Raw genomic sequence first — 18,533 nt, 5'->3', positions numbered from 1 at the left:
CAAGGCTAGTCAAGGTACGCTTGTGCAGCGTGCGTCACATTTTCCATCTCATCCAGGAGTTCCAGAATTTCCGGTTCCAGTATTTCAGGCGCAACCCCTTTTGCTAACTCTGTTTCGAGCAGCAAACAGAGTTTCTTCAAACGTGGCACCCCGCTATAGCTACAGCTACCGTGCAGCTTATGAATGATATCTTTTATTCGCTGTGGATCCTTGCTTAATGGCTGCTGCTCCAGCACATGACGTACCTCCGGTAAAAACGCCAGCAACATTGTCAGCATCTCTCGAGCCAGCTCAGGTTTGTTTGCCGCCTGGGTGAGCGCTAGTTCCCAGTCAAAGGTTTGATTAACCACAGGTTTACTTTCAAGAGCTGGCACTAGCGTGGCACTATTGAGAGTATTGAACTGATAATGCAGTAAAATATTATGTAATTTGTTCTCTTCAATCGGCTTAGCAAGATAGTCATTCATCCCCGCCATCAGTAATTTTTCTTTCTGCCCGGCCATTGCGTGTGCCGTGACTGCAATCACTGGTGTATTTTTATGGTGCGGCAGCTGACGGATAAGTTCACAGGCACGGATACCATCTATATCAGGCATCTGAATATCCATCAGTATCAAATCCAGTTCCATCTGACGCGCTTGTTCCAGCGCTTGTAGTGCATTACAGCACAGCACCACATGCTGTACTTTGTCTTCCAGGAGTGCGCTAAGCAGTTTCAGATTAGCGGGGTTATCATCAACCGCCATTACGGTCATAGGTAGTTTGCCATTCTGGACTAACGTGGGTAGCGCTGCGGCCGTATGGTTGTAGCTTTCCAGCAACAGCGGGAATAAACGTGTGGAAGTGACTGGTTTTAACAGACAGCCAGCGACACCCCTGCGTTTGAGCTCCTCAGCATGGATCTGTGCCTGACAAGGTAAGGCGAGGATAAGGCAATCACTCATGGTGACCGCCTGTGCCAGATTAATATAAGCCAGCGGCTGATTTTCACTTAAGGTTACCGGAGCCCCAATCAGCAAAATATCAAAATGTTCATTGGGCAGGCCTGAAATAGAAGGGGTATGTACCACCGATAATGGCGTACTCTGAAGCAGATTTAAGGTACTCTGCGCGGCATTCACATTGGCTTCGACATAAGCAATCCTGCGCCCCGCAAGTTTATTCATGACTTTGTTATTCACGACGGCATGCGGATTTAAGTCGAGGTTAATATAAAACCAGAACGTTGAACCGCTATCAGGCTTACTGTGGAAGGATATTTCGCCACCCATTTCATTAACTAATTTTTGAGTGATTACCAGCCCAAGCCCGGTGCCACCATGACGACGAGAAATACTGGCGTCAGCCTGGCGAAATGCCTGGAAGAGTCGAGATTGCTCCTGTTCAGGGATGCCAATGCCTGAATCGTGGATTTGCATCTCGATCTGAACTTTATTGTTACCTTCAGCCCGCCTCTGAACCAGAACATCAATATTACCCGTTTCAGTAAATTTAATCGCATTACCCACTAAGTTGGTAATAATTTGCTGTAAACGTAGTGAGTCGCCGATGACATTATCAGGGACATTATTTTGAATATTGAGTGTGAGTTCGAGCCCTTTTTCATGGGCTGAATGTGCCAGCAGGGTGATGACTTCATCCAGAATATTGCGCAGAGGGAACGGAATATTTTCCAGCAACAGCTTACCGGCTTCCAGCTTAGAGAAGTCCAGCACATCATTGATAATAGTCAGCAGGTTGTTGGCTGAACGCTCAATAGTGAATAAATAGTCTCTTTGGGTCGGATTAAGCTCAGTTTTCAGTGCCAGTCGGGTAAAACCAATCACGCCATTCAGTGGGGTTCGTAGCTCATGAGACATATTGGCCAAAAATTCAGATTTTATCCGCACTGCTTCCTGAGCCCGTTTTTTGGCTAAATCCAGCTCTACGTTCTGAATTTCCATCTGCTCAAGGGTTTCACGCAGATCTGAAGTCGCCTGATCAACGTTATGTTGCATCTCTTCATGATAAGCGGTGAGTGACATTGCCATAGAGTTAATGCCATTCTTGAGCATGTCCAGCTCACCCAGCATAAATCCTTCAACCCGGCTATCCAGCTGCCCGCGTCGTATCCGGTCAACGGTATTTACCATATTGCGAATCGGGCCTGTGACATCGCGCATCAGACGATAAGCAAACAGCATGGCAATCGAGATACAAGCCAGCATCATCATCGTTGAAGTGAAAATCTCGCGGTATTGCTGAAGTCTTACTGACTGTAAGTCCAGCTCCATAGCCACATAGCCTTGGATATACCCGGAGTGAGACTCCTCCTGACCCTTTTCTTCATTCTGAAAATAGATCTCAGACATAATAGGAGCGCGCAAGATCATCTTGTAGCCTTCGCGGCTTACTGTCAGATGCGCAGGAATACTTTCGTCATCAGGCATTTGAAGCGAGGAGGCGTCAGGCTGAAAATTTGAGGTGACGAATAACTTGTTCTGATTGTCGTAAATCGAAATACCACGCACGATATCTGAATGCCTGCGATGAATGACACTCACCAGTTTACGTAAAGGCTCCCGGTTATCGAAGTTCATTGTATATTCGCTAGCGACGGCCAAAGGCTCAATAATGCTGACACCGGCATTCTCTAATTGATTTTGCAAATCGTTGTAACGATGTACAACGAAAAACGTACTGAGCAGTAAACCAATAAGCAGCGTGGGGGCCAGTATCAGTATCATCATACGTGCGCGAAGGCTGTAGTTAGTCATGGCATTCCGGTATGGGACAATAATGCAACGTTAAGCATCATAATATTTCGATAATATTACAGTGCATTCTACTCTGTGAAACGCTGCAAACCTACGTGTAACATCAAAGTCGTCATGTTAAGTTGCGCGATCGATAGTCTAAAAAGCCACTCCGGGGGATTATTATCACTTACGCCCCATTTTAGTGCCCCAATTTACTTCACCGCCCAATCATAGTGCATTTTTATGGGGGTAATAGGATTTCATTGTCTGTTTTAGCGGGTATCGCCGAAAGTCAGAAGCGGTATTGTTGTGACCTGACGCTCCTCAACAGGTATATGTGGCCGTTAAAATTCAAAACTGGAACACTTTTCGCAAGTACGGGTCATACATTACAGGGTGACGCAGATTTACGGCTTTAAACAGTATGATTTTATCCAGCTGATGAGCGCATTGGTTAACAGATGATCCACTAAGCAGGTACAGCCGCCATCTGACACGCCATTCGCGCTATTTTGTTGAATAGGACAAGGACTATTCCTGTTAAAAAAGGTGTCACTAAGATCGCATGTGCAGAAGGTAATGCTGCACTGATGCTAAAAGCACAATATAATGTTCAGTACAATTTGCTGAAAAATTTCATATTTCCATCGCTATTCAGATGAAAATATAACCGGCAGTCTGGTTGCCAGCGGTTTGATAACATTTGGACTTTTGGTTTTATAAAATCGTAAATGCTATCGAGTACCTTATCCGTCTGTCACTGCGAAAAATACTGCCGGTATCCTACAATCAGATAACGATTGCAGATAAAAATGTTAGCCGGGTACTGAAGTATCACTGAGAGTGGATACCCGTGATACGCAAGGTTGCCCGGGTCTTTCCTTCGTGAAACGAGTCTGCGAGTCACTCGAATGATTGGGAAGATAGCCTTTTTTAAGCATGGTTAAGAGATTGCTCAGGTCTTAATTACCTGATTTCGGTTTCACAGGAGAGAAGAATGGTTGCGGTTAGAAGTGCACATCTCAATAAAGCTGGCGAATTTGCGCCTGAAAAATGGATAGCAAGCCTCGGGATTTCAAACCAGCAGTCGTGTGAGCGTCTGGCCGAAACATGGTCATATTGTGAGAGCCAGACAAAAGGGCATCCGGATGCCGAATTATTATTGTGGCGCGGCGTTGAGATGGTTGAAATTCTCTCCATGCTCAGTATGGATAATGAGACGTTACGCGCAGCTCTGCTATTTCCCCTGGTTGATTCTGGAGTCGTCAGTGAAGAGGTGATGCAAGAAAGCGTCGGGAAATCAGTCGTTATGCTGATTCATGGTGTGCGCGATATCGATGCTATCCGTCATCTTAAAGCTACCCATAATGACTCCGTCTCTTCTGAACAGGTCGACAATGTAAGACGTATGTTACTCGCGATGGTGGATGATTTCCGTTGCGTGGTGATTAAGCTTGCAGAACGTATTGCCCATCTGCGTGAAGTAAAGGACGCCCCGGAAGACGAACGTGTTCTGGTGGCCAAGGAATGTACTAATATCTATGCGCCGCTGGCAAACCGTCTGGGAATTGGTCAGCTAAAATGGGAAATGGAGGACTACTGCTTCCGCTATTTGCACCCGGATGAATATAAGCGCATAGCAAAACTGCTGCACGAGCGGCGGATTGACAGAGAACATTATATTGATGAGTTTGTGGCGATGCTGCGCTCATCAATGAAGGAAGAAGGCGTAAAAGCTGAGGTTTATGGCCGACCTAAGCATATCTATAGTATCTGGCGCAAGATGCAGAAAAAACATCTCGCATTTGACGAACTATTCGATGTGCGGGCCGTACGTGTCGTTGCTGAACGCTTGCAAGATTGCTATGCCGCTTTAGGTATTGTTCACACCCATTTCCGTCATCTACCCGATGAATTCGACGATTATGTCGCTAATCCTAAGCCAAATGGTTATCAGTCGATTCATACCGTTGTACTGGGCCCGAATGGCAAGACGATTGAAATTCAGATCCGTACCCGGCAGATGCACGAAGAGTCTGAACTGGGTGTCGCCGCTCACTGGAAATATAAAGAAGGGAACTCGCGTAGCGGCAGTACCGGGCATGAAGATCGTATCGCATGGTTACGTAAACTGATTGCCTGGCAGGAAGAGATGTCTGACTCGGGTGAAATGCTTGACGAAGTCCGTAGCCAGGTGTTTGACGACAGGGTGTATGTCTTTACTCCGAAAGGGGATGTGGTTGACTTACCAACAGGATCAACCCCTCTCGACTTCGCCTACCATATCCACAGCGATGTCGGACATCGTTGCATTGGTGCCAAAATTGGCGGACGTATTGTTCCCTTTACCTATCAGTTACAAATGGGCGATCAGATAGAGATCATTACCCAGAAACAGCCTAATCCAAGTCGTGACTGGCTAAACCCTAACCTCGGTTACGTGACCACCAGTCGCGGACGGGCAAAAATTCATAACTGGTTCCGTAAGCAAGACCGGGACAAGAATATTCTGGCCGGTCGGCAGATTCTGGATGATGAAATTGAACGCCTGGGCGTAAGCCTGAAAGAAGCCGAAAAAACCTTACTGCCACGTTATAACTTTAACGAAATGGAAGAGTTACTGGCAGCGATTGGTGGCGGCGATATTCGTCTTAACCAGATGAGTAACTATCTGCAGGCGAAGTTTAATAAACCCAGCGCGGAAGAGCAGGATGCGGCAGCGCTGCGGCAGTTGCAGCAGAAAAGTTATTCACCGCAGCAGTCACAGCGTAAAGATGATGGTCGCGTAGTGGTTGAAGGGGTCGGTAATCTGATGCACCATATTGCCCGCTGCTGCCAGCCGATCCCTGGTGATGAAATTATTGGTTTTATCACCCAAGGCCGGGGTATTTCTATCCACCAGGCTGACTGCGATCAGCTGGCAGAGCTGAAGTCTCATGCACCGGAACGTATTGTTGATGCGGTCTGGGGGGAAAGCTACTCAAGCGGTTACTCTCTGGTGGTGCGTGTGACTGCCAATGACAGAAGCGGTTTACTGCGTGATATCACGACTATTCTCGCTAATGAAAAGGTCAATGTTCTGGGCGTTGCCAGCCGTAGTGATACCAAACAGCAACTGGCGACCATTGATATGAATATTGAGATTTATAATCTCCAGGTTTTAGGCCGGGTGCTGGGGAAACTGAATCAAGTTCCCGATATTATTGATGCCCGACGACTGCATGGCTAAACCCGTCATACTTCAAGTTGTCTGGGTGTTGCAGGCGGCAGGCCCGTCGAATCACATAGTTTATCTATGCTCATCGACGGGCCTCCCTTTGCGCCTACAGGCAACCCGAATTATTTAGGGTAGTTATCATCAGTATTATTGTGGCCTGAAGTATTTTTTAAGGATTTATCATGAGTCAGTTAAACCGTCTGCTCGGTATTATGCAGCGCCTGCGAGATCCCGAGAACGGTTGTCCGTGGGATAAAGTACAAACCAATGAAACGCTGGCTCCCTATACTCTGGAAGAGACCTACGAAGTACTGGATGCTATTCAGCGTAATGATATCAACGGATTACGCGAAGAGCTGGGTGACTTACTGTTTCAGGTGGTGTTTTACGCGCAGATAGCCCGGGAACAAGAACAGTTTAGCTTTGAGGATGTCTGTCAGGCTATTAGCGACAAACTGGAGCGGCGGCATGCCCCTATTTTCACTAATACTGAGGCGAACACCAGCGAAAAGGTGTTATCCCAGTGGGAAAATATTAAACGCGAAGAGCGGGAGCAAAAAGCCCAGTATTCTGTGCTTGATGATATCCCTGAAGCTTTTCCGGCCCTGATGCGGGCGCAAAAAATTCAAAAACGTTGCTCCACCGTTGGTTTTGACTGGAAAACCCTTGGCCCGGTACTGGACAAGGTGCACGAAGAAATTGATGAAGTGATGTTCGAAGCGAAGCAAGTGGTCGTTGATGAAGAGAAACTGGAAGAAGAAGTAGGCGACTTGCTGTTTGCAACCGTTAATCTTGCGCGACATCTGGGAACCAAAGCGGAAATAGCGCTTCATAAAGCAAACCGAAAATTTGAGTCACGTTTCCGACAGGTTGAGGCTATCATCGCAGCCCAAGGGTTGAATATGGAAGAAACCAGCCTGGACGTGATGGAGGAGGCCTGGCAGCAAGTTAAACACCAGGAAAAGATGAAACTGGCGGGTGATAAATAGCGATATATCAGTGTGATGGTAGTGACAGGCGCGAAATAGAACCAATATCAATCATTTTTCGCTAAAAATACAAATGGTTACCGAACAACGGGCTTCTGTCAGCAAATGAAAATTTGTGGCGTCTGCCCTGTTCGGGTATACTGCTTTCCCGTCCTGGTACTCCATCGTCTTTAAACCTAACTTCTCAGGTTCAGCATGACAACGAACTATATTTTTGTGACCGGCGGGGTCGTTTCCTCTCTGGGTAAAGGCATTGCCGCAGCCTCTCTCGCAGCTATTCTTGAAGCCCGTGGCCTCAACGTATCCATCATGAAACTCGATCCGTACATCAACGTCGATCCGGGTACCATGAGCCCTATTCAACATGGGGAAGTGTTCGTTACCGAAGACGGCGCTGAAACCGACCTTGATTTGGGTCACTACGAACGTTTTATTCGCACCAAAACCAGCCGTCGTAATAACTTTACGACTGGTCGCATTTACTCCGAAGTGTTGCGCAAAGAGCGCCGTGGTGATTATCTGGGAGCAACCGTACAGGTTATTCCTCATATCACTAACGCGATTAAAGAGCGTATTCTGGAAGGCGGCGAAGGCTATGACGTGGTGCTGGTCGAAATCGGCGGTACTGTAGGTGATATTGAATCCCTGCCATTCCTTGAAGCGATTCGTCAGATGGCGGTAGAAGTTGGCCGTGAACATACTCTCTACATGCATTTAACCCTGGTGCCTTACCTGGCAGCAGCGGGCGAAGTGAAAACTAAACCGACTCAGCATTCTGTTAAAGAGCTGCTGTCGATTGGTATTCAGCCTGATGTCTTGATCTGCCGCTCCGATCGTACCGTACCGGCTAATGAACGTGCCAAGATTGCATTGTTCTGTAACGTCCCGGAGAAAGCGGTAATCTCTCTGAAAGATATCGATTCTATATATAAAATTCCAGGACTGTTGAAATCACAGGGCCTTGACGATTATATTTGTAAACGATTCAGCTTAACTTGTCCGGAAGCCGACCTGACCGAATGGGAACAGGTTATTTACCAGGAATCTAATCCGACCGGTGAAATCACCATCGGTATGGTAGGTAAATATATTGAGCTGCCAGACGCGTATAAATCAGTGATTGAAGCACTGAAACATGGCGGACTTAAAAATCGCCTGACAGTGAACATCAAGCTGATTGACTCGCAGGATGTAGAAACGCGTGGCGTTGAAATCTTAAAAGGGCTGGATGCTATTCTTATCCCGGGTGGCTTTGGTTACCGTGGTGTAGAAGGCAAAATTGCTACCGCACGCTATGCGCGTGAGAATAAAATCCCTTATCTCGGCATTTGCCTGGGGATGCAGGTAGCTCTGATTGAGTTCGCACGTAACGTTGCTGGCATGGAAAATGCCAACTCTACGGAATTTGTGCCAGACTGTAAGTACCCGGTGGTTGCATTGATCACCGAATGGCGCGATGAAGACGGCAACGTGGAAGTGCGTACTGAAAGCAGCGATTTAGGTGGAACCATGCGCCTGGGTGGCCAGCAGTGTCAGCTGGTTGACGGTAGCCTGGTTCGCCAGATGTACAATGAGCCAACGATTATTGAGCGTCATCGTCATCGCTATGAAGTCAACAACATGTTGTTGAAGCCGATTGAAACCGCAGGTCTTCGTGTAGCAGGTCGTTCTGGTGATGACCAACTGGTAGAGATAATCGAAATTCCCGATCATCCATGGTTTGTTGCCTGCCAGTTCCACCCAGAATTCACGTCGACCCCACGTGACGGGCACCCACTGTTTGCAGGCTTTGTGAAAGCTGCCGGTGAGTATCAGAAGCGCCAGGTTAAGTAGGCAGAGAGTAAGTACAGCAACGCGCGACATTATCGCGCGTTGTTTGTCTGGAGTTTTAGTTTAACATTGTGACTTGAGGAAAACTGATTATGTCCAAAATTGTGAAAGTTATCGGTCGTGAAATCATTGACTCCCGCGGTAACCCGACTGTTGAGGCTGAAGTTCACCTGGAAGGTGGTTTTGTAGGTTTGGCTGCTGCACCATCAGGTGCTTCTACCGGTTCCCGTGAAGCTCTGGAACTGCGCGATGGCGACAAGTCTCGTTTCCTGGGTAAAGGTGTTCTGAAAGCAGTTGGCGCAGTAAACGGCCCAATTGCTGAAGCGCTGATTGGCAAAGATGCTAAAGATCAGGCTAACATCGATAAAATCATGATTGATCTCGACGGTACTGAGAATAAATCTAATTTTGGTGCTAACGCGATTCTGGCTGTTTCTCTGGCTGCTGCTAAAGCTGCTGCTGCCTCTAAAGGCCTGCCACTTTATGCTCATATCGCTGAACTGAACGGTACTCCGGGCAAATACTCTATGCCTCTGCCAATGATGAACATCATCAACGGTGGTGAGCATGCCGACAACAACGTCGACATCCAGGAGTTCATGATTCAGCCTGTTGGCGCTAAAACTCTGAAAGAAGCCGTACGTATGGGTTCTGAAGTGTTCCACCACCTGGCAAAAGTGCTGAAGTCTAAAGGCATGAATACTGCTGTTGGTGATGAAGGCGGCTATGCTCCAAACTTGGGTTCAAATGCTGAAGCTCTGGCTGTAATCGCTGAAGCGGTTAAAGCAGCAGGCTACGAGCTGGGTAAAGACGTTACTCTGGCTATGGACTGTGCAGCATCTGAGTTCTACAAAGATGGTAAATATGTTCTGGCTGGCGAAGGTAACAAAGCCTTCACTTCAGAAGAGTTTACTCACTTCCTGGAAGAACTGACCAAACAGTACCCAATCGTTTCTATCGAAGACGGTCTGGACGAGTCTGACTGGGCTGGCTTTGCTTACCAGACCAAAGTACTGGGCGACAAAATCCAGCTGGTTGGTGACGACCTGTTCGTAACTAACACCAAAATCCTGAAAGAAGGTATTGATAAAGGCATTGCTAACTCAATCCTGATCAAATTCAACCAGATCGGTTCTCTGACCGAAACTCTGGCTGCGATTAAAATGGCGAAAGATGCAGGCTACACCGCTGTTATCTCTCACCGTTCAGGCGAAACTGAAGATGCAACCATCGCTGACCTGGCGGTAGGTACTGCAGCTGGCCAAATCAAAACTGGTTCTATGAGCCGTTCTGACCGTGTTGCTAAGTACAACCAGCTGATTCGTATCGAAGAAGCTCTGGGCGATGCAGCACCATTCAATGGTCTGAAAGAAGTTAAAGGCCAGTAATCTGCGCCGTTAATTTTTAGCCTGATAAACCCGCCTCGGCGGGTTTTTTTTCGTCATAATAAATACCTGCTTACATGCTCGGGTGCTTTACCCATGATCTCTGCCTCAGGTTCTGCGATAATCAATTTTTACGATAAATACGGAATGATTATGCAGTATCCGATAAACGAGATGTTCCAGACTCTCCAGGGAGAGGGTTTTTATACTGGCGTGCCTGCCATTTTTATTCGTCTGCAGGGGTGCCCGGTTGGCTGTGCCTGGTGTGATACCAAGCATACCTGGGATAAACTCGCTTCTCGTGAAATCTCTTTGTTTAGCGTGCTGGCCAAAACCAAAGAAAGCGATAAATGGTCCGGGGCGAGTGCTGAAGACTTGCTGGCTATCATTAGCCGACAAGGCTATACCGCACGCCACGTTGTGATTACCGGCGGCGAACCCTGTCTTTATGACTTAATCCCCCTGACGCAATTACTGGAAGCCAATGGTTTTAGCTGCCAGATAGAAACCAGCGGTACCCATCAAGTGCTTTGTACCCCGGATACCTGGGTGACGGTTTCACCGAAGGTGAATATGCGTGGAGGCTTCGATGTGCTGGGACAGGCTCTGGAACGTGCGAATGAGATAAAACATCCGGTAGGGCGTGTACGAGATATTGAAGCGCTGGACTCACTGCTTACAGCTCTGCCAGAAGCGCCCAATCGCATTATTGCCTTACAGCCAATCAGTCAGAAAGAAGACGCTACCCGACTGTGTATTGAAACCTGTATTGCCAGAAACTGGCGTCTCTCAATGCAAACCCATAAATACCTGAATATTGCCTGATATATCCGTCATACTTCAAGCTGCCTGGACGTTGCAGGCAATCAGCCCGCCGAGTCACATTGTGTGTCTATGCTCATCGACGGGCTTCCCTTTGCACTTACAGGCAACGCGAATTATTTAGGGTATAAATTCAGATATACGCTGGTAAAGGTCTGCTACTTTTGCCAGCGCTAATTTAATCCCGGGCAGAATTATCCCCGATAGACACAACCCGCAGTACAGGTTTCCTTCACCATCACCGCACTCAGCAAAGGCAGTATGGGTTTCATTTCTTGCCAAATCCATTGAGCGAGAACTTCACTGGTGGGGTTTTCCAGGCCTGGAATATCGTTCAGGTAGAAGTGATCCAGCCTGTCATAGGTGGGTCTGAATGCGGCTTTTAACTCAGAAAAATCCATAATCCAGCCAGTATGAGGATCAACTTCCCCGGTAATTTCCAGCCGCACCATAAATGAATGACCATGTAGTCGACCGCATTTATGACCTGCAGGAACATGGGGTAAATGGTGGGCAGCTTCGAAGGTAAAATCTTTAAACAAGGTGGTGGACATAAAACCTATCTCTAAAAACTAAAAACGAGCGGATGATAACGGAAAGGAGTTTTTTTCGCATTAACTAAACCTTTCCAGTTTATCTGTCGTTTTTAAAAGCCCATAAATAGTCAAAAAAAATCATAAATATCATGTGGTTAATTAACCTGTTTTACCACTATGCGTTATCTGAAAATACGGTTAGTCATTTTGGTTATTTGTTATTGCTATCCTGTCTTTAATTGTTGTTAACTCACTCGTTAATTTAGTGCCATTACCTTTAATAAGCTCTTTTTCGTCTCAGCTACCGGAATCCTAAAACGCATGACAACTCAGGCTCCACCGACCACGATGCTGCCCTTGAATCAGGAGCAGCTGGCTCATCTTCAGGCGGCAACAACCGACCTTTCTCACACCCAGCTCGCCTGGTTGTCCGGTTATTTCTGGGGGGTTGTTAATCAACCCGCTCAGGCCTCTGGCGTTTTAGGGACTCCGGCTGCGGCAGTAGCGGTAGCTGCGATTGCCGAGACTCCGACCATTACGTTGATCTCTGCTTCACAAACCGGTAATGCGCGTCGTGTTAGCGAGCAATTACGTGATGAACTGCTGGCAGCAGACCTTAAAGTGAACCTGGTGAATGCCGGGGACTATAAGTTCAAGCAAATTGCCCAGGAAAAACTGCTGATTATTATCACCTCGACTCAAGGTGAGGGTGAGACGCCTGAAGAGGCGGTTGCGCTGCATAAATTCCTGTTCTCGAAAAAAGCCCCTCGTCTGGAAGATAGCGCTTTTGCCGTCTTCAGCCTCGGTGACTCGTCGTATGAATTTTTCTGCAAGGCGGGTAAAGACTTCGATACTCGTCTGGCCGAGCTGGGCGCAGAACGTCTGTTAGACAGGGTTGATGCGGATGTTGAGTATCAGGCTGATGCGAAAACCTGGCGCGATAACCTGGTCACCCGGCTGAAAGCCCGTGTCCCTGCAGCCGCTCCGGCAACTGCAACGGCAGCATCTGGAAATCAGACTACCGCCCACAGCGATTTATACAGCAAAGAGTCACCGCTGACGGCAACGCTCTCGGTTAATCAAAAAATAACCGGACGTGCTTCAGATAAAGATGTCCGCCATTTTGAGATTGATCTCGGTGATTCTGGTCTGCGTTATCAGCCGGGAGACGCGCTGGGCGTCTGGTATAACAACTCCCCGGAGCTGGTGCAAGAACTGGTTGAGCTGCTGTGGCTGAAAGGTGATGAAAGTGTCCAGGTTGAGGGCAAAACGTTACCTTTGAGCCAGGCTCTGAGCGAACATTTTGAACTGACCGTTAATACCGCCAATATCGTTGAGCAATACGCCCAGTTGACACGCAATACCCCATTACTTGAGCTGGTGGGGGATAAAGCGAAACTTCAGCATTACGCGCAAACCACGCCGATTGTCGATATGGTCCGTTTTGCCCCGGCAGAACTGAGTGCTGAGCAACTTATCGGGCTGTTACGTCCTCTGACGCCTCGTCTGTATTCTATTGCTTCCTCACAGGCTGAGGCCGAGAGCGAAGTGCATATTACCGTCGGGGTGGTACGCTATGACATCGAAGGTCGTGCCCGTACCGGTGGCGCTTCTGGTTTCCTCGCTGACCACCTTGAAGAAGAGGGTGAAGTTCGTGTGTTTATTGAACATAACGATAACTTCCGTCTGCCAGCCAACCCAGAAACGCCGGTCATTATGATTGGTCCGGGAACGGGGATTGCACCTTTCCGTGCCTTCATGCAACAGCGTGACAACGAAGGCGCCAGCGGTAAAAACTGGCTGTTCTTTGGTAACCCGCACTTTACCGAAGATTTTCTCTACCAGGTTGAATGGCAGCGCTATGCCAAAGACGGTTTGCTGACCAATATTGACCTCGCCTGGTCTCGTGATCAAAAACATAAAATATACGTACAAGATAAACTGCGCGAAAAAGGTGCAGAACTGTGGCGCTGGATCCAAGAGGGAGCCCACATTTACGTCTGTGGAGATGCAAGTCGCATGGCTAAAGACGTTGAGCAAGTTTTACTGGAAGTGGTTGCCGAACACGGTGGAATGGATACCGAAACGGCGGATGAATTTTTAAGTGAGCTGCGCGTTGAGCGCCGTTATCAGCGAGATGTCTACTAATGAGTGAAAAACACCCCGGGCCTTTAGTGGTCGAAGGTAAGCTGGCCGATGCCGAACGACTGAAACTCGACAGCAATTATTTACGTGGCACCATCAAAGAAGACTTGAAAGAAGGTCTCACCGGTGGTTTTCACGGCGATAACTTCCTGCTGATCCGTTTTCACGGTATGTACCAGCAGGATGACCGCGATATTCGTGCTGAACGTGCAGAGCAAAAGCTTGAGCCTCGTCATACCATGATGCTGCGTTGCCGCTTACCGGGTGGCATTATTTCGCCTCAGCAGTGGGTAGCGATAGATAAATTTGCTGAAGACAAAACCCTGTACGGCAGTATTCGTATCACTAACCGTCAGACTTTCCAGTTTCACGGTATTGTAAAAAATAACGTTAAGCCTGCGCATGAAATGTTGCATGAAGTGGGTCTGGATGCCCTGGCGACGGCTAACGACGTTAACCGTAATGTTCTGTGTACCTCTAACCCGGTTGAGTCAGAGCTGCATCAGGAAGCCTATGAGTGGGCGAAAAAGCTGTCCGAACACTTGCTGCCGCGCACTCGTGCTTACGCGGAAATCTGGTGGGATCAGGAAAAGGTCGCGACCACAGATGAAGAGCCTATTCTTGGCCAGACCTATCTGCCGCGTAAATTTAAAACCACAGTGGTTATTCCGCCACAAAATGACGTCGATCTTCATGCTAACGACATGAACTTCATTGCGATTGCGGAAAACGGCAAACTGATAGGCTTTAACCTGCTGGTGGGTGGTGGCTTATCCATTGAACACGGCAATAAAAATACCTATGCCCGTACTGCAAGTGAATTTGGTTATATTCCACTGGAGCATACGCTGGCGGTAGCAGAGGCGGTGGTCACGACTCAGCGCGACTGGGGCAACCGTACCGATCGTAAAAATGCCAAAACTAAATACACTCTGGAACGTGTCGGAGTGGACGTCTTCAAAGCGGAAGTTGAGCGTCGTGCGGGAATTAAATTTGAACCGACCCGTGACTACAAATTCACGAGTCGTGGCGATCGCATTGGCTGGGTGAAAGGCATTGATGATAAATGGCATCTGACGCTGTTTATTGAAAACGGGCGTATCCTTGATTATCCGGATAAGCCGTTAAAAACCGGGTTACTGGAAATTGCACGTATTCACCAGGGCGATTTCCGCTTAACCGCCAACCAGAACCTGATTGTTGCCGGCGTACCGAAAAGCGAAAAAGCTAAAATTGAGAAACTGGCGAAAGCACATGGCTTAATGGACTCTGTTACGCCACAACGCGAAAACTCGATGGCTTGTGTTGCTTTCCCTACTTGCCCGCTGGCAATGGCGGAGGCAGAGCGCTTCTTGCCTCAGTTCGTTACCAAGGTAGAGCAGGTACTGGTAAAGCATAACGTTCCAAATGAGCATATCGTCACCCGTGTGACCGGTTGTCCGAATGGCTGTGGCCGTGCGATGCTCGCTGAGATTGGTCTGGTCGGTAAAGCTCCGGGTCGCTATAACTTACATATCGGCGGCAATCGCATCGGCACCCGGATACCGCGCATGTACCGGGAAAATATTACTGAACCAGAAATCCTCGCTTCCATTGATGAGTTAGTGGGGCGCTGGGCTACAGAACGGAAAGCTAAAGAAGGCTTTGGTGACTTTACTATCCGTACCGGCATTATCCGTCCGGTGCTGGATCCCGCCCGTGATCTCTGGGATTAATACTGACTGATGTATCAGTCTGAGCTGTCTGTTGCGCCATAACGGGTAACAGGCAGCCACATTCACTCTTTTCGCTAAAGTCGAGTTGCCTATGTCCTTACCAAGCTTAACTACCTTAAATGAACTGTCGTCAGTTGAACGCGCAATCGCGCTGGCACAGGTCAATAATGACCTGGAAAAACTGAACGCCGAGCAGCGTGTTGCCTGGGCACTGGAACATTTACCGGGTGAGTTTGTGTTGTCTTCAAGTTTTGGTATTCAGGCTGCGGTTTGTTTGCATCTGGTGACCCGGCAGCGGCCAGATATTCCGGTTATTCTCACTGATACCGGTTATCTGTTTCCTGAAACCTATCAGTTTATTGATGAGCTAACTGAAAAGCTGAATCTGAACCTTAAGGTTTACCGTGCGCCTGAAAGTGCCGCCTGGCAGGAAGCGCGTTACGGAAAACTCTGGGAACAGGGAGTGGAAGGCATCACCCGCTACAACGACATCAACAAAGTCGAACCTATGAATCGGGGATTACAGGAGCTTAATGCTCAAACCTGGTTTGCGGGTCTGCGCCGTGAGCAGTCGGGAAGCCGGGCTCATTTACCGGTGCTCGGTGTTCAGCGCGGTGTGTTTAAAATTCTGCCAATCATTGACTGGGATAACCGCACCGTATATCAGTATCTGACTGAGCATGGGCTGAAGTATCATCCTCTGTGGGATAAAGGCTACTTATCGGTGGGAGACACCCATACAACCCGTAAATGGGAGCCTGGCATGGCGGAGGAAGAAACCCGTTTCTTTGGCTTAAAACGCGAATGTGGGTTACATGAGTAACGCTTGAGTGAACCCGCCCTGGACTCATCGACAGGGCGGATGTTAATCGGACTATTTCTCTGCTTTAGCCAAAATTTTTACCAGCGGTAGCATAATCCTTACGCTATCGCGGGTACGCTGTTTGATTCTTCCGGGTAACCATTTATCCAGATACTGCATATTATCCCGTGCGGCCTGGTGGTGTACTGTGCCTTCAGGAAAAGCCTTGCTAAGGGCACGTTGCTGCGGCTGATATTGTTTTTTTGCCACCCGTCCGGCGCTCACCGAGAGTACAGGAATACCAGTACTATCAAATAACGCTATCTCCCGATAAAAATCACCCTCTTTTGCGGACATTATATCGGACTGGATGGCGGCCGGAATAGCAAACTGATTCGCCAGAGCGATAGCTTTGTCGCGGCCCAGTTTCCGCACTGCTGCCGGGGTTGACGCGCTACTGATAAACGTGAGCTTTTCCCCGACGATCAGACTGTCCAGATTAATCACCAGAAGCGTATTTTTTTGCTCCTCCTGACTCATCCTTTGCAGCACGCTACTGGCTCCGGCAGCGCCGAGCTGCTTACCACTGGTGGCGATAAAACGGATACTATAGCGGGTTGGCGTATCGCGCAGTCGTTGTGCCAGCTCCAGCATCACCCCCAGACCTGAGGCATTGTCATCCAGACCCTGTAACGATAAGCCGCCAAGATTATTATCTCTGTCTTTATCGCTTAGCGGGATCCAAGTATCCAGATGCGCCATGATAATAATTTGTTGTGGTTCTTTTCCCGGGTGAACGGCTATCACGCTATTACCCGTGATGTTTTGCTCACTTTGCTGGCCATCAGCCTGAGTATAAGGATAGCGTGCAGTAAACTGGCGGATATCGCTTTGGTATCCCCAGGATTTAAATTGCTGCATCAGATAATCAGCGGTCAGTAACTCAGCCGGGCTTCCTGCCATACGACCAGGAAAATGGCTCGCAATATATCGAGTTTGTTGTTCAGCAATCTCACCGATTTTCACAGAATGGGAAGCAGAAAAAACGCTAACAGAATAAAACCCCAGCATCAGGCAAAGCAGCAGGCGGCGTACAGCGGAGAACATGATAGATCCTTATTCATCTTCATTCTTTACTATCCGGCCCGGAGTCATGAGAAGTGATGCCAACCCTGTCGGAGAGCGATATTTTTTAACCCCTTCTAGTATGAAACTGTGGCAGTGGATAGCCAATGATAATTGTGTTTAAACCTGAATAAATTAGGTGGTTAAGCACAATTTGTTGTGAGCTTTGCCATTTCGTTATTACTTTTTGGAACGACTCATTCCAAATAGTAATTTCATAACCGATCAAGTCGCGATTTATAGTCCTGTTAGATTAAATCTCAAACGGCTGACAACGAGCAGCCGTAATGTTTTTCGCTTAAGGGAAGGTTATGGACCAAAATCGACTTACTCACTTGCGACAATTGGAAGCTGAGAGTATCCATATTATTCGTGAAGTTGCTGCCGAGTTTTCTAATCCGGTGATGATGTACTCCATTGGTAAAGATTCCTCAGTGATGTTGCACCTGGCACGCAAAGCCTTCTATCCAGGAACATTACCATTCCCTTTACTGCATGTGGACACGGGCTGGAAATTTCGTGAAATGTATGAATTTCGCGACCGTACGGTCAAAGAGTATGGCTGTGAGCTGATTGTTCATCGAAACCCGGAAGGCGTGGCGATGGGGATTAACCCCTTTGTACATGGTAGCGCCAAGCATACGGATATCATGAAAACCGAGGGGCTAAAACAGGCCCTGAATAAATATGGTTTTGATGCTGCATTTGGCGGTGCGCGCCGTGATGAAGAAAAGTCCCGTGCGAAAGAGCGTATGTACTCTTTCCGCGATCGTTTTCACCGCTGGGATCCTAAAAACCAGCGTCCTGAGTTGTGGCATAACTATAACGGTCAAATCAACAAAGGTGAAAGTATCCGCGTATTTCCGTTGTCCAACTGGACTGAACTTGATATCTGGCAGTACATCTACTTAGAAAATATCAATATCGTTCCACTTTACCTTGCTGCACCTCGTCCGATCATCGAACGTGACGGTATGCTGATGATGGTGGATGACGATCGTATCGAGTTGCAGCCAGGCGAAGAAATACAACAGCGTATGGTGCGTTTCCGTACCTTAGGTTGCTGGCCGTTGACCGGTGCAGTTGAGTCCAGTGCTCAGACACTGCCTTCGATAATCGAAGAAATGCTGGTCTCAACCACCAGTGAACGACAGGGACGCGTTATCGACCGCGACCAGGCAGGCTCTATGGAGCTGAAAAAACGTCAAGGTTATTTCTAAGGAACCGCC

The 18,533-nt window shown here is 48.1% G+C and carries 12 protein-coding genes; 9 read left to right on the top strand and 3 right to left on the bottom strand.

Going from position 1 to position 18,533, the window contains the following annotated elements; translation table 11 throughout:
- Positions 1–5: 5 nt before the first annotated feature.
- Positions 6–2,756: a two-component sensor histidine kinase BarA gene (gene barA / locus M2387_RS23155; RefSeq protein WP_259052930.1), complete on the bottom strand. Its 2,751-nt coding sequence runs from the start codon at positions 2,754–2,756 to the stop codon at positions 6–8.
- 979 nt (positions 2,757–3,735) lie between these two features.
- Between barA and relA the strand changes: the two genes are divergently transcribed.
- The 5 genes from relA to queE all read left to right on the top strand — a co-directional run bounded on the left by relA (position 3,736) and on the right by queE (position 10,984).
- Positions 3,736–5,967, top strand: a complete 2,232-nt coding sequence (relA, locus tag M2387_RS23150; protein ID WP_259052929.1) for a GTP diphosphokinase — start codon at positions 3,736–3,738, stop codon at positions 5,965–5,967.
- A 170-nt stretch (positions 5,968–6,137) separates the two neighbouring features.
- Positions 6,138–6,944, top strand: a complete 807-nt coding sequence (gene mazG / locus M2387_RS23145; RefSeq protein ID WP_259052928.1) for a nucleoside triphosphate pyrophosphohydrolase — start codon at positions 6,138–6,140, stop codon at positions 6,942–6,944.
- A gap of 195 nt (positions 6,945–7,139) precedes the next feature.
- On the top strand, positions 7,140–8,777 hold the full coding sequence (gene pyrG, locus M2387_RS23140; RefSeq protein WP_259052927.1) for a glutamine hydrolyzing CTP synthase: 1,638 nt from the start codon (positions 7,140–7,142) through the stop codon (positions 8,775–8,777).
- Between the two features lie 89 nt (positions 8,778–8,866).
- The gene (gene eno, locus M2387_RS23135) at positions 8,867–10,162 is read left to right on the top strand and encodes a phosphopyruvate hydratase (RefSeq protein WP_259052926.1); all 1,296 of its coding nucleotides are present in this window, start codon (positions 8,867–8,869) and stop codon (positions 10,160–10,162) included.
- 150 nt (positions 10,163–10,312) lie between these two features.
- Positions 10,313–10,984, top strand: a complete 672-nt coding sequence (gene queE / locus M2387_RS23130; RefSeq protein ID WP_259052959.1) for a 7-carboxy-7-deazaguanine synthase QueE — start codon at positions 10,313–10,315, stop codon at positions 10,982–10,984.
- Between the two features lie 191 nt (positions 10,985–11,175).
- Here queE and queD read toward each other — a convergent pair whose 3' ends face one another.
- Positions 11,176–11,535 carry a 6-carboxytetrahydropterin synthase QueD gene (gene queD / locus M2387_RS23125; protein WP_259052925.1) on the bottom strand — a complete coding sequence of 120 codons (360 nt, stop codon included), beginning with the start codon at positions 11,533–11,535 and terminating at the stop codon, positions 11,176–11,178.
- Between the two features lie 303 nt (positions 11,536–11,838).
- On the opposite strand from queD, the gene cysJ reads away from it, so the two are divergent.
- The 3 genes from cysJ (at position 11,839) to cysH (ending at position 16,200) form a co-directional block, all read left to right on the top strand.
- Positions 11,839–13,665, top strand: a complete 1,827-nt coding sequence (cysJ, locus tag M2387_RS23120) for an NADPH-dependent assimilatory sulfite reductase flavoprotein subunit (RefSeq protein ID WP_259052923.1) — start codon at positions 11,839–11,841, stop codon at positions 13,663–13,665.
- Complete coding sequence (gene cysI / locus M2387_RS23115; RefSeq protein WP_259052921.1) at positions 13,665–15,377, top strand: assimilatory sulfite reductase (NADPH) hemoprotein subunit; 1,713 nt, start codon at positions 13,665–13,667, stop codon at positions 15,375–15,377. Before cysJ ends, cysI begins: the two co-directional genes overlap by 1 nt.
- A gap of 91 nt (positions 15,378–15,468) precedes the next feature.
- Positions 15,469–16,200 (top strand): phosphoadenosine phosphosulfate reductase, encoded by a 732-nt coding sequence (cysH, locus tag M2387_RS23110; protein WP_259052920.1) that lies wholly within the window; start codon positions 15,469–15,471, stop codon positions 16,198–16,200.
- A gap of 51 nt (positions 16,201–16,251) precedes the next feature.
- Here cysH and M2387_RS23105 read toward each other — a convergent pair whose 3' ends face one another.
- Positions 16,252–17,286: an aminopeptidase gene (locus M2387_RS23105; RefSeq protein ID WP_259052919.1), complete on the bottom strand. Its 1,035-nt coding sequence runs from the start codon at positions 17,284–17,286 to the stop codon at positions 16,252–16,254.
- A 329-nt stretch (positions 17,287–17,615) separates the two neighbouring features.
- On the opposite strand from M2387_RS23105, the gene cysD reads away from it, so the two are divergent.
- Positions 17,616–18,524, top strand: coding sequence for a sulfate adenylyltransferase subunit CysD (cysD, locus tag M2387_RS23100; RefSeq protein WP_259052918.1), 909 nt, complete (start codon positions 17,616–17,618; stop codon positions 18,522–18,524).
- The last annotated feature ends 9 nt before the right edge of the window (positions 18,525–18,533 follow it).

Origin of the sequence: Klebsiella sp. BIGb0407, from assembly GCF_024807845.1 — a bacterium.
Lineage (GTDB): Bacteria > Pseudomonadota > Gammaproteobacteria > Enterobacterales > Enterobacteriaceae > JGM124.
The sequence above is the reverse complement of the archived record's forward strand: the minus strand, read 5'-3'. Positions and strand labels throughout refer to the sequence as shown.

What these genes read in the sequence shown, in the direction of transcription:
- barA (WP_259052930.1), bottom strand. Translation starts at nt 2,756, where the DNA reads ATGACTAACTACAGCCTTCGCGCACGTATGATGATACTGATACTGGCC.
- relA (WP_259052929.1), top strand. Translation starts at nt 3,736, where the DNA reads ATGGTTGCGGTTAGAAGTGCACATCTCAATAAAGCTGGCGAATTTGCG.
- mazG (WP_259052928.1), top strand. Translation starts at nt 6,138, where the DNA reads ATGAGTCAGTTAAACCGTCTGCTCGGTATTATGCAGCGCCTGCGAGAT.
- pyrG (WP_259052927.1), top strand. Translation starts at nt 7,140, where the DNA reads ATGACAACGAACTATATTTTTGTGACCGGCGGGGTCGTTTCCTCTCTG.
- eno (WP_259052926.1), top strand. Translation starts at nt 8,867, where the DNA reads ATGTCCAAAATTGTGAAAGTTATCGGTCGTGAAATCATTGACTCCCGC.
- queE (WP_259052959.1), top strand. Translation starts at nt 10,313, where the DNA reads ATGCAGTATCCGATAAACGAGATGTTCCAGACTCTCCAGGGAGAGGGT.
- queD (WP_259052925.1), bottom strand. Translation starts at nt 11,535, where the DNA reads ATGTCCACCACCTTGTTTAAAGATTTTACCTTCGAAGCTGCCCACCAT.
- cysJ (WP_259052923.1), top strand. Translation starts at nt 11,839, where the DNA reads ATGACAACTCAGGCTCCACCGACCACGATGCTGCCCTTGAATCAGGAG.
- cysI (WP_259052921.1), top strand. Translation starts at nt 13,665, where the DNA reads ATGAGTGAAAAACACCCCGGGCCTTTAGTGGTCGAAGGTAAGCTGGCC.
- cysH (WP_259052920.1), top strand. Translation starts at nt 15,469, where the DNA reads ATGTCCTTACCAAGCTTAACTACCTTAAATGAACTGTCGTCAGTTGAA.
- M2387_RS23105 (WP_259052919.1), bottom strand. Translation starts at nt 17,286, where the DNA reads ATGTTCTCCGCTGTACGCCGCCTGCTGCTTTGCCTGATGCTGGGGTTT.
- cysD (WP_259052918.1), top strand. Translation starts at nt 17,616, where the DNA reads ATGGACCAAAATCGACTTACTCACTTGCGACAATTGGAAGCTGAGAGT.